At 42.6% G+C, this 12236-nt stretch carries 10 protein-coding genes and 5 tRNA genes; all 15 read left to right on the top strand.

Annotated elements, in window-relative coordinates; genetic code table 11:
• Nucleotides 1-35 precede the first annotated feature (35 nt).
• The 15 genes from F908_RS13680 to rpoB all read left to right on the top strand — a co-directional run bounded on the left by F908_RS13680 (nucleotide 36) and on the right by rpoB (nucleotide 12197).
• Nucleotides 36-728 (top strand): phosphoglycolate phosphatase, encoded by a 693-nt coding sequence (locus F908_RS13680; protein ID WP_005163066.1) that lies wholly within the window; start codon nucleotides 36-38, stop codon nucleotides 726-728.
• Nucleotides 729-810: 82 nt separating this feature from the next.
• Nucleotides 811-2304 carry an anthranilate synthase component I gene (trpE, locus tag F908_RS13675; protein WP_005163064.1) on the top strand — a complete coding sequence of 498 codons (1494 nt, stop codon included), beginning with the start codon at nucleotides 811-813 and terminating at the stop codon, nucleotides 2302-2304.
• A gap of 99 nt (nucleotides 2305-2403) precedes the next feature.
• A tRNA-Thr gene (locus F908_RS13670) sits at nucleotides 2404-2479 on the top strand.
• 52 nt (nucleotides 2480-2531) lie between these two features.
• Nucleotides 2532-2615 (top strand) — tRNA-Tyr (locus F908_RS13665).
• Nucleotides 2616-2648: 33 nt separating this feature from the next.
• Nucleotides 2649-2724 (top strand) — tRNA-Gly (locus F908_RS13660).
• An 11-nt stretch (nucleotides 2725-2735) separates the two neighbouring features.
• Nucleotides 2736-2810, top strand: a tRNA-Thr gene (locus F908_RS13655).
• 164 nt (nucleotides 2811-2974) lie between these two features.
• Nucleotides 2975-4165, top strand: coding sequence for an elongation factor Tu (gene tuf / locus F908_RS13650; RefSeq protein WP_004680739.1), 1191 nt, complete (start codon nucleotides 2975-2977; stop codon nucleotides 4163-4165).
• Nucleotides 4166-4219: 54 nt separating this feature from the next.
• A tRNA-Trp gene (locus F908_RS13645) sits at nucleotides 4220-4295 on the top strand.
• Between the two features lie 76 nt (nucleotides 4296-4371).
• A complete protein-coding gene (gene secE, locus F908_RS13640) occupies nucleotides 4372-4812 on the top strand; it encodes a preprotein translocase subunit SecE (protein ID WP_005163063.1) in 441 nt (146 codons plus the stop codon).
• A 7-nt stretch (nucleotides 4813-4819) separates the two neighbouring features.
• On the top strand, nucleotides 4820-5353 hold the full coding sequence (gene nusG / locus F908_RS13635; RefSeq protein ID WP_004659359.1) for a transcription termination/antitermination protein NusG: 534 nt from the start codon (nucleotides 4820-4822) through the stop codon (nucleotides 5351-5353).
• A gap of 112 nt (nucleotides 5354-5465) precedes the next feature.
• Entirely contained in the window at nucleotides 5466-5894 is a 429-nt protein-coding gene (rplK, locus tag F908_RS13630) for a 50S ribosomal protein L11 (RefSeq protein ID WP_004637639.1), read from the top strand.
• Between the two features lie 3 nt (nucleotides 5895-5897).
• Nucleotides 5898-6593, top strand: coding sequence for a 50S ribosomal protein L1 (gene rplA / locus F908_RS13625; RefSeq protein WP_005163060.1), 696 nt, complete (start codon nucleotides 5898-5900; stop codon nucleotides 6591-6593).
• 288 nt (nucleotides 6594-6881) lie between these two features.
• A complete protein-coding gene (gene rplJ / locus F908_RS13620) occupies nucleotides 6882-7388 on the top strand; it encodes a 50S ribosomal protein L10 (RefSeq protein WP_005163057.1) in 507 nt (168 codons plus the stop codon).
• A 42-nt stretch (nucleotides 7389-7430) separates the two neighbouring features.
• Nucleotides 7431-7799, top strand: coding sequence for a 50S ribosomal protein L7/L12 (rplL, locus tag F908_RS13615; protein ID WP_004656287.1), 369 nt, complete (start codon nucleotides 7431-7433; stop codon nucleotides 7797-7799).
• 309 nt (nucleotides 7800-8108) lie between these two features.
• Entirely contained in the window at nucleotides 8109-12197 is a 4089-nt protein-coding gene (rpoB, locus tag F908_RS13610) for a DNA-directed RNA polymerase subunit beta (protein WP_005163054.1), read from the top strand.
• Nucleotides 12198-12236: the final 39 nt, after the last annotated feature.

Below are 12236 nucleotides of genomic sequence, written 5' to 3'. Positions count from 1 at the left end.
ATGGGCGTGCCTTTTTATTTCTTGAGTCGAAATCTATGTCTGTTGCTCAGTTACAACAACGAAGTTTAATTTTATTTGATTTAGATGGGACGCTTGTGGACTCGGCGGCTGATTTATATCGAGCAATGAATCTAAGTTTGGAAAAACTGGCATTACCATTGGTAACAGAGGTGCAGATTCGAGCTTGGGTAGGCAAAGGTGCGGCTAAACTATGTGAGACTGTCTTGGAGCATTTGTTTGGGCAGATTGATGCCCAGCAGCAGAAGCAATTGCTTGATACTTTTGTTGAGATTTATGAACAAGAATTATGTGTAAACACCAACGTATATGAAGGTGTTTTACCATTTTTGGATTACTGCCAACAGCATAATATTACGATGGCTTGCGTAACTAACAAACCAGAGCATTTAGCGCAAGGTATCCTCGATATTTTGCAGTTAAGCCCATATTTTAAGATGGTGGTTGGTGGTGATAGTTTAGCTGAACGTAAACCTCACCCTTTGCCTTTACTACACTGTATGCAGCAACAAAATATTACAGCGTCACAAGCTTTGATGATCGGTGATTCGAGTAATGATGTGGAAGCCGCTAGACGTGCAGGTATTGATTGTATTGTGGTCAGCTATGGCTATAATCATGGGGAAAGTATCTATGACTGTCAGCCACAGCAAGTGGTCGATAGTTTGGCAGAATTGATAGAAGATGATTTAGTCAGGAGACAAGCATGAAGTTTGTTATGGTTTTTCGATGGCGGGCTTGAGAAGGCACTACAGAAAAAACGCACAGAAATTAAAACCATAGAGAAGATTCATGACGACCTTAGTACAATTTGAGCAATTAAAATCAGCAGGCTATAACACCATTCCAGTGTATCGCCAACGTTTAGCCGATACAGAAACCCCACTTTCTGTTTTTGCACGTTTTAAAGAACAAAAACAAGCTTATCTCTTTGAGTCTGTTGAAGGGGGTGAGAATTGGGCGCGCTATTCAATGATTGGTTTAGGGGAGTCGATTGTTTTTTCCTGTAATGCAGGTGTATTGACCATTCAGCAAGCTGATGGCTCGCTTCGTCAGCAAGACTGCGCTGATCCATTTCAGTATATCCGTGATTTTCAAAGTCAATTTAAAGTGCCAACCCAAGTTGAATTGCCTGAGTTACCAAGTTTTACTGGTGGCTTGGTTGGGTATTTGGGGTATGACGCGGTACGTTATATCGAACCAAAACTTAGAAACGTTCCCACGGCTGATCCTGTGACGTTGCCAGATCTTTGGTTAATGTTGTCTCAAACCGTGATTGTGTTTGATAATTTAAAGGACACTTTGTTTTTAATTCATCACGCAGATTCGAGTCAGCCTGATGCCTATAAGACGGCTCAGCAGAAGTTGGATCAACTTGAACAGTTGCTCGCTACGCCTGTCAGCTTACAAGCGAAACCTCATACTGCGCCACATTTCGAATCCATTACGGGTAAAGAAAAGTTTCTAGAAACCGTTGAGAAAGTAAAAGAGTATATCCGTGCAGGCGATGTGATGCAGGTTGTGCCTGGTCAACGTATGGTGTCTGACTTTGATGGTGAGGCTTTACAAGTTTATCGTGCATTACGCCATCTCAATCCATCGCCGTATTTATTTCTGGTGCAAGGACAAACGCTCACAGATCAAAAGCCATTTCATATCGTGGGTTCTTCGCCAGAAATTCTTTCACGCTTAGAAAATGGTATTGCAACAGTACGTCCTTTGGCTGGAACACGACCACGTGGTAAAACCAAGGAAGAAGATCTTGCCTTGGAACAAGATTTACTCGCAGATGAAAAAGAGATTGCTGAGCATCTCATGCTAATCGATTTGGGTCGCAATGATGTTGGTCGCGTTTCTAAAATTGGTAAAGTGCAAGTGACTGATCGTATGGTGATTGAGCGTTATTCTCACGTCATGCATATCGTGTCTAATGTGCAGGGTGAAGTACGTGATGACGTGGATGCTTTAGATGTGTTTAAAGCAACCTTTCCTGCTGGAACCCTTTCAGGCGCGCCAAAAATCCGCGCTATGGAAATTATTGATGAAGTAGAGCCAGTTAAACGTGGTGTATTTGGTGGTGCTGTAGGTTATTTAGGCTGGCATGGTGAAATGGACATGTCGATTGCGATTCGTACCTGTGTGATTCGTGATAAAAAGGTCTATGTACAGGCAGGGGCAGGCTTAGTTGCAGACTCAAACCCTGAATCAGAGTGGAATGAAACCCAAATAAAAGCTCGCGCAGTGATCAAAGCGGTTGAATTATCATCAAACGGATTGATTTTATGAGTTTTTAACGGTTTTTTTGAAAAAACCACTTGCATCGATTCAGAGTTTTGCTAAACTGCACACCGTTCCGATACGAAACGTACGAAACACTAAGAAAGAGCCGGCATAGCTCAGTTGGTAGAGCAACTGACTTGTAATCAGTAGGTCCACAGTTCGAATCCGTGTGCCGGCACCATCTTAAAGTGCGGTAGTATAGCGTAAAGAACAGCACTGTGTAAGTGTGATATGGTGAGATTCCCGAGCGGCCAAAGGGGGCAGACTGTAACTCTGCTACGAAAGTTTCGAAGGTTCGAATCCTTCTCTCACCACCATCTAACTTCGATTGAAGTGGTAAGTACCAACATGCGGGAGTAACTCAGTTGGTAGAGTGGCAGCCTTCCAAGCTGCATGTCGCGAGTTCGATCCTCGTCTCCCGCTCCATCGAAGATGTCGCTCTTATAGCTCAGTGGTAGAGCACTCCCTTGGTAAGGGAGAGGTCTCGAGTTCAAATCTCGATAAGAGCTCCAGATATACAGCTTAGTAGAATTTCTACAAAATTTTTAAAGAAGCAGACTATTATAGTCTGCTTTTCAAGTATTGGGTGTCTAGTTTTTTAGGCGAATGTCGATAAAGAAAGTTTTTCAGGGTTGTTTTTCTCTAAACTGGTGTCGACGTAAACGAGGAAAATCAAATGGCTAAGGCTAAGTTTGAACGTAATAAACCACACGTAAACGTGGGTACAATTGGTCACGTTGACCATGGTAAAACAACTTTAACTGCTGCGATTGCAACGATCTGTGCAAAAACTTACGGCGGTGAAGCGAAAGATTACTCACAAATCGACTCAGCTCCTGAAGAAAAAGCACGTGGTATTACAATTAATACTTCACACGTAGAATACGATTCTCCAATCCGTCACTACGCTCACGTAGACTGCCCGGGCCACGCCGATTATGTTAAAAACATGATTACGGGTGCTGCTCAGATGGACGGCGCGATCCTTGTGTGTGCTGCGACTGATGGTCCAATGCCACAAACTCGTGAACACATCCTTCTTTCACGTCAGGTTGGTGTACCTTACATCATCGTATTCTTAAACAAGTGTGACCTTGTTGATGATGAAGAATTACTTGAATTAGTAGAAATGGAAGTTCGTGAACTTCTTTCTACTTATGACTTCCCAGGTGATGACACTCCAATCATCCGTGGTTCAGCGCTTCAAGCATTGAACGGCAATGATGGCGAATATGGTGAGAAATCAGTTCTTGCACTTGTTGAAGCGCTTGACTCTTACATCCCAGAACCAGAGCGTGCAATCGATAAAGCATTCTTGATGCCGATCGAAGACGTATTCTCTATCTCTGGTCGTGGTACAGTAGTAACTGGTCGTGTAGAAGCTGGTATCATCAAAGTTGGTGAGTCTGTTGAAATCGTTGGTATCCGTGATACTCAAACGACTACAGTTACTGGCGTTGAAATGTTCCGTAAACTTCTTGACGAAGGTCGTGCGGGCGAGAACTGTGGTGTTCTTCTACGTGGTACTAAGCGTGAAGACGTACAACGTGGTCAAGTACTTGCTAAACCAGGTACAATCAAGCCACACACTAAATTCGATGCAGAAGTATATGTACTTTCTAAAGAAGAAGGTGGTCGTCATACTCCATTCCTTAACGGTTACCGTCCACAGTTCTACTTCCGTACAACTGACGTAACTGGCGCGATCAAATTACAAGATGGCGTAGAAATGGTAATGCCTGGTGACAACGTAGAAATGTCAGTAGAGTTAATCCACCCGATCGCAATGGACCCAGGTCTACGTTTTGCGATCCGTGAAGGTGGTCGTACTGTAGGTGCTGGTGTTGTTGCTAAAGTAACTGCATAAGCCCAATATTATATTGCATTCAAATCGAAAGCTTCGGCTTTCGATTTGCTTCATAGGCTAGTAGTTCAATTGGTAGAGCGTCGGTCTCCAAAACCGAATGTTGGGGGTTCGAGTCCCTCCTGGCCTGCCACTTTTTTTAAATAAAAAAGCTTAATTCTGGCTAAGTTGTCATATAATAATTCGCGAATTCTACGACGAGTAAAAAAATGTCGAATGATAAATCGCGTGACGCATTAAGCGACGCGCCAATCCCTCAAAGAAATAATGCTGCAGAAGTTATAAATGCAAATTCTCCACTTGATATTGTCTTGTGGTTAATTGCAATTGTTTTGTTAGTTGGTTCAGCATTGGTAAATCAACATTTACCAGCCTATTGGGCACCTGCAAATGATATTTGGGTGCGCGTTGGGGTAATTTTGGCTTGTGTCGTCGTCGCTTTAGGTTTATTATACGCCACCCATCAAGGCAAAGGCTTTGTGCGTTTGTTGCAAGATGCGCGAATTGAACTGCGTCGAGTGACTTGGCCAACAAAACAAGAGACGATCACGACATCGTGGCAGGTACTTTTGGTTGTGGTTGTTGCATCATTGGTTTTATGGTGTTTCGATTACGGGTTAGGTTGGTTTATTAGGTTAATTATCGGGTAAGAGTGCGATGAAACGTTGGTATATTATTCATGCCTATTCTGGTTTTGAAAAACAAGTGATGCGTTCACTTAATGACCGAATCCAGCGCAGCACTGTTGCTGATAGTTTTGGTGAAGTCCTTGTTCCTACTGAAGAAGTAGTAGAAATGAAGGATGGTAAGAAGCGCAAGTCTGAGCGTAAATTCTTTCCTGGCTATGTATTAGTTGAAATGGAAATGAATGATGATACTTGGCACATCGTTAAAGAGTGTCCAAAGGTTCTAGGTTTTATTGGTGGTACACCAGAAAAACCAGCACCAATTTCTCAACGTGAAGCTGATGCAATTCTTGCGCGTGTACGTAATACAGGTGAAGCACCTCGTCCTAAGACAATGTTTGAGCCTGGTGAAGAATTACTCGTGGTTGATGGTCCGTTCACTGACTTTAAAGGGGTCGTGGAGGAAGTGCAATACGAAAAGTCACGTTTAACGTTGACGATCAATGTATTTAATCGACCAACGCAAGTTGAACTCGAGTTTCGACAAGTCGAAAAAACGATTTAATTTGAGTTGGTTGGTAAGCGCCCGATTTGATCGGGCATTGTTGTTCTAACACTTCGGTGTTGTTTAATTTTTTGGGGAGCCTGACGGCGTTTGTACCCAGAGGTAATTTTCAATGGCTAAGAAGATTGACGGCTATATCAAGCTGCAAGTTCCAGCTGGTAAAGCAAATCCATCTCCACCAATTGGTCCTGCTTTAGGTCAACGTGGTGTAAACATCATGGCATTCTGTAAAGAATTCAATGCTGCTACACAAAAACTTGAAGTTGGCTTGCCAATTCCTGTCGTGATCACTGTGTACAACGATAAGTCGTTCACATTCATCATGAAAACTCCACCTGCATCTATTCTTCTTAAGAAAGCTGCTGGTATTCAAAAGGGTTCTTCTGTACCTAACAAAACTAAAGTTGGTAAGTTGACTCGTGCTCAATTAGAAGAAATTGCGACGACTAAAGAACCAGATTTAACTGGTGCTGATTTAGACGCTCGTGTGCGTACCATTGCTGGTTCTGCACGTTCTATGGGCTTGGAAGTGGAGCTATAAGACATGGCAAAGTTAACTAAACGTCAAAAAGCCATTGCTGCTGCTGTAGAAGCAAACAAAGTTTATACTTTGGAAGAAGCAGTACAAGTTCTTAACAGCCTTCCAGCTGCGAAGTTCAAAGAATCATTAGACATCTCTGTAAACCTTGGTGTTGATCCACGTAAATCTGATCAAGTTGTTCGTGGTGCGACGACTTTACCTGCAGGTACAGGTAAAACTGTACGTGTAGCAGTATTTGCTCAAGGTGCTGCTGCTGAAGCTGCAAAAGAAGCAGGTGCAGATGTTGTTGGATTTGATGACCTTGCTGAAAGCATTCAAGGTGGAAATCTTGATTTCGACGTGGTTATTGCTGCTCCTGATGCAATGCGCGTTGTTGGTAAGTTAGGTACAATTCTTGGTCCACGTGGCTTAATGCCAAACCCTAAAGTGGGTACAGTGACTCCAGATGTTGCTAATGCAGTTAAAAATGCTAAATCTGGTCAGGCACGTTACCGTGTAGACAAAGCGGGTATCATCCACGCTGCAATCGGTCAACTTGGCTTTAGCGAAGAAGCTGTACGTCAAAACGTTGAGACTTTAATTGCAGATTTAAAACGTTTAAAACCTGCAACTTCTAAAGGTGTATACGTTAAGAAGATCACTTTAAGCTCTACTATGGGCCCAGGTCTTACTGTTGACGTAAACAACGTTTCTAAGTAATTAGACAGAATTTTAAAGCCCTGAGCAAAAATCAAAGTGCTGCTTTGATTTTTACGTAAGAAACGCGCTGTCGTATTTTGCGAACTTAGGCAAACTTTGAATTGGTAAATGAATATTTATCAGCGTCAAAGACCTCAGGCGAGAAGTGTTTTCGGACACTTTTCTTAAAAATCCAGTCTGAGTAGACGTGGTGGTGTGATTTGTTCCTCCTCCACGTGTAAGTCGAAAGGCTTACGAATTGGGAGTGTGCCTGTATAGGTGCATAAATCACCGTTAGGAGGTTTTACAATGGCTCTTCTTATCGAAGGCAAAAAACAGATCGTTGCAGAAGTAAGCGAAGTTGCTTCTAAAGCGTTTTCTGTTGTTGTGGCTAACTATCAAGGTTCAAGCGTAGAGCAGTTGACACAACTTCGTGTTGAAGCTCGTAAGTTGGGTGTTACAACGCGTATCGTACGTAACACTTTGGCTAAGCGCGCATTAGAAGGTACTCAATTCGATATCTTAAATGACAATCTTGTTGGCCCAACCATTCTCGGTTTCTCAACTTCTGAAGATGACATGGGTGCAGCTGCACGCTTGTTCGAAGAATTTGCGAAAACTAACAAAGCATTTGAACTTAAAGCTGCCGCATTTGACGGTAAGGTTTATCAAGGTGCTGACGTTAGCGTAATTGCAAACCTTCCGAACCAAGAAAAAGCGCTTACTATGCTCGCGTCTGTTCTTCAAGCTCCTATTTCGAAATTGGGTCGCCTTATTACAGCGCTCAAAGAGAAAAACGAGTCAGAAGCGGCTTAATCCTATTTTCACACCATTCAATATCCATTTGGAGTTATTCTCATGGCTTTAACAAACGAAGAAATCTTAAACGCAGTTGCTGAAAAAACTGTTCTTGAACTTGTTGAATTAATCTCTGCTTTCGAAGAGAAATTTAACGTATCTGCTGCTGCTGTTGCTGTTGCTGCTGCTCCAGGCGCTGCTGCTGCTGCTGAAGAACAAACTGAATTCAACGTTGAGTTGACTTCTTTCGGCGCGAACAAAGTTGCTGTAATTAAAGCAGTTCGTGAAGCAACTGGTCTTGGTCTTAAAGAAGCGAAAGATCTTGTTGAAGGCGCTCCTGCAGTTCTTAAAGAAGGCGTTTCTAAAGAAGAAGGCGAAGAACTTAAGAAGAAGCTTGAAGAAGCTGGTGCTACAGTTACACTTAAGTAATGCTGTAGGGAGTCGATTTTTTCAAAATCGGCTCCAAAAAATGGCTGATGGCTCTTGGGTCATCAGCCTTTTTGCGTTACAATAATCGGCTCGTTTTTTGATAGTTTTACGTTTATTGTGCGTATTATTTAAACAAAATTCATGAAATCAAACGCTTACCAATATTTTTTTGCTTATAAAAATATTGTTAAGCGTTTTAATACCACTAAAAATTGCAGCATTTGTAAACAGTGGTGGCCATATCGGCCTGCGTAATTCCTTCTAGACCCGTTCTGCAGGCGGGTTTAGTTTACTTTCCGAGGACTCCAGATGGCATACTCATATACCGAAAAGAAACGGATCCGTAAGAATTTTGGTAAATTGCCCCACGTAATGGAAGCACCGTACTTACTGTCGATTCAGGTCGATTCGTACCGTACATTCTTACAAGGCGGTAAAACTCCAAAAAATCGCGAAGATATCGGTCTCCAAGCCGCATTTCGTTCAGTTTTTCCTATTGAAAGTTATTCTGGCAATGCTGCTTTAGAATTTGTTGAGTATAGCCTTGGTAAGCCTGAGTTTGACGTGCGTGAATGTATTTTACGTGGTTCAACTTATGCAGCACCAATGCGCGTAAAAATTCGTTTGATCATTAAAGATCGTGAAACGAAATCAATTAAAGACGTTCGTGAACAAGAAGTTTACATGGGTGAAATGCCACTCATGACCGATAACGGTACTTTCGTTATCAATGGTACTGAGCGTGTCATCGTATCTCAATTACACCGTTCACCAGGTGTATTCTTTGATCATGATAAGGGTAAAACTCACTCAAGTGGTAAAGTGTTGTATTCAGCACGTATTATCCCTTACCGTGGTTCATGGTTAGATTTTGAATTTGATGCTAAAGATTTAGTATACGTACGTATTGACCGTCGTCGTAAGCTGCTTGCAACGGTGATTCTGCGTGCCTTGAATTACAGCAATGAACAAATCTTGAATTTGTTCTATGAAAAAGTACCTGTATATCTTGATATGGGTAGCTATCAGATTGATCTTGTTCCAGATCGCTTACGTGGTGAAATGGCACAATTCGATATCTTGGATAATGATGGTAAAGCGATCGTTGAACAAGGTAAACGTATTAATGCACGTCATGTACGTCAAATGGAAGCTGCGAACTTAGCCAAGCTTTCTGTACCTGATGAATATTTATATGAGCGTATTACAGCTGAAGATATCACACTGAAAAGTGGTGATGTGATTCCTGCGAATACCGTACTTAGCCATGACATCATGGTGAAGATCGCTGAAGGTGGTGTTAAACAGTTTAACATCCTGTTCACGAACGACATCGATCGTGGTCCTTTCGTTGCAGATACATTGCGTGCGGATACAACAACAGGTCGTGAAGAAGCACTTGTTGAAATCTATAAAGTCATGCGTCCAGGCGAACCACCAACGAAAGAAGCTGCTGAGAACTTATTCAACAACTTATTCTTCTCTTCTGAGCGTTATGACCTTTCTCCAGTGGGTCGTATGAAGTTCAACCGTCGTTTGGGTCGTCCTTATGAAGTGGGTACTGACCAGAAGTCACGTGAAGTTGAAGGAATTCTGTCACACGACGATATTATTGATGTATTACGTACATTAGTAGAAATTCGTAATGGTAAAGGTGAAGTCGACGATATCGATCACTTAGGTAACCGTCGTGTACGTTCTGTTGGTGAAATGACAGAAAACCAATTCCGTGTTGGTTTAGTTCGTGTTGAACGTGCTGTTAAAGAGCGTTTAAGCCAAGCAGAAACAGATAACTTGTCTCCACAAGATTTGATCAACGCAAAACCTGTTGCTGCTGCAATCAAAGAATTCTTTGGCTCAAGCCAATTGTCTCAATTCATGGACCAAAACAATCCATTGTCTGAGATTACACACAAACGTCGTGTATCTGCGCTTGGCCCTGGTGGTTTGACACGTGAACGTGCGGGCTTCGAAGTACGTGACGTACATCAAACTCACTACGGTCGTGTTTGTCCAATTGAAACGCCTGAAGGTCCAAACATTGGTTTGATCAACTCGCTTTCTGTCTATGCAAAAGCGAATGACTTCGGTTTCTTGGAAACACCATACCGTAAAGTTGTAGATGGTCGTGTAACTGATGAAGTTGAATATTTATCTGCAATTGAAGAAGTAGGGACTGTCATTGCACAGGCTGACTCCGCTGTTGATAAAGATGGCAACCTGACTGAAGAAATGGTTTCTGTCCGTCATCAAGGTGAATTCGTACGTATGTCGCCTGAGCGTGTCACACATATGGACGTTTCTGCACAGCAGGTTGTTTCAGTTGCGGCATCATTGATTCCATTCCTTGAACACGATGACGCGAACCGTGCATTAATGGGTTCGAACATGCAACGTCAGGCTGTTCCTACATTGCGTGCTGACAAACCGCTTGTTGGTACAGGTATGGAAGCAAACGTAGCACGTGATTCAGGTGTGTGTGTGATCGCAAACCGTGGCGGTGCGATTGAATATGTTGATGCATCTCGTATCGTAATTCGTGTCAACGAAGATGAAATGATCGCGGGTGAAGCAGGTGTAGATATCTACAACCTGATCAAATATACACGTTCAAACCAGAATACATGTATTAACCAAAATGTCATCGTGAAATTAGGCGACAAAGTTGCTCGTGGTGACATCTTGGCTGACGGTCCATCGACTGACATGGGTGAACTTGCGCTTGGTCAAAACATGCGTGTCGCGTTCATGACATGGAATGGTTATAACTACGAAGACTCGATCTTACTTTCTGAGCGTGTACTTCAAGAAGACCGTTTAACGTCAATTCACATTCAAGAATTGTCATGTGTCGCACGTGATACTAAGTTAGGTGCAGAAGAAATTACTGCTGATATTCCTAACGTTGGTGAAGCTGCGCTGTCTAAATTGGATGAGTCAGGTATTGTTTATATCGGTGCTGAAGTGACTGCAGGTGACATCCTTGTTGGTAAGGTAACACCTAAAGGTGAAACTCAGTTAACACCTGAAGAAAAATTACTTCGCGCAATCTTTGGTGAAAAAGCGGCTGACGTAAAAGACTCGTCTTTACGTGTTCCGTCTGGTACCAAAGGTACAGTGATTGACGTTCAAGTCTTCACACGTGATGGTTTGGAAAAAGATGAACGTGCTCAAGCAATTGAGAAAGCTCAACTTGACGCATACCGTAAAGACTTGAAAGAAGAATATAAAATCTTCGAAGAAGCAGCACGTGAACGTATTGTTCGTTTGTTGAAAGGTCAGGAATCTAACGGTGGTGGTACAACCAAACGTGGTGATAAACTTTCTGAAGACGTATTGTCTGGTTTAGAGCTGGTTGATCTACTTGAAATTCAGCCAAATGACGAAGCAATTGCTGAACGCTTAACTCAAATTCAGGTATTCCTGAAAGAGAAGAGTTACGAGATTGACGAGAAGTTTGCTGAGAAGAAGCGTAAACTTTCTACAGGTGATGAATTAACAACTGGCGTATTGAAAGTTGTTAAGGTTTACCTTGCAGTTAAACGTCGTATCCAGCCTGGTGATAAGATGGCGGGTCGTCACGGTAACAAGGGTGTTGTATCAAACATCTTACCAGTTGAAGACATGCCACATGATGCCAATGGTGTACCAGTCGACATCGTATTGAACCCATTAGGTGTACCGTCACGTATGAACGTGGGTCAGATTCTTGAAACACACTTGGGTATGGCGGCGAAAGGTCTTGGCGATAAGATCGAAAAAATGTTGAAAGAACAACGTACAGTGATTGAACTGCGTGAATTCTTAGACAAGATTTATAACAAGGTTGGTGGTGAGCAGGAAGAGCTTGATAGCTTGACTGACGCAGAAATCTTGGCGCTTTCAGGTAACTTGCGTGCCGGTGTTCCATTAGCGACCCCTGTATTTGATGGTGCTGAAGAAAGTCAGATCAAAGACTTACTTGAATTGGCAGACATTTCTCGTACAGGTCAAACAGTATTGTTTGATGGTCGTACAGGTGAACAGTTTGACCGTCCTGTAACTGTAGGTTACATGTACATGCTCAAATTGAACCACTTGGTTGATGACAAGATGCATGCGCGTTCAACAGGTTCTTACTCACTTGTTACCCAACAGCCGCTTGGTGGTAAAGCACAATTCGGTGGTCAGCGTTTCGGTGAGATGGAAGTCTGGGCACTTGAAGCATACGGTGCAGCATATACGCTCCAAGAAATGCTTACAGTGAAGTCGGATGACGTCGAAGGTCGTACACGCATCTATAAGAATATTGTAGATGGTAACCATTATATGGATCCGGGTATGCCTGAATCGTTCAACGTATTGACCAAAGAGATCCGTTCTTTAGGTATCAACATTGAACTGAAAAATGGTGACTAAATCCCCCTCGATTCCCCTTTATTAAAGGGGGAAGTTCTC

Source organism: Acinetobacter sp. NIPH 284 (assembly GCF_000369425.1).
Lineage (GTDB): Bacteria > Pseudomonadota > Gammaproteobacteria > Pseudomonadales > Moraxellaceae > Acinetobacter.
The sequence above is the reverse complement of the archived record's forward strand: the minus strand, read 5'-3'. Positions and strand labels throughout refer to the sequence as shown.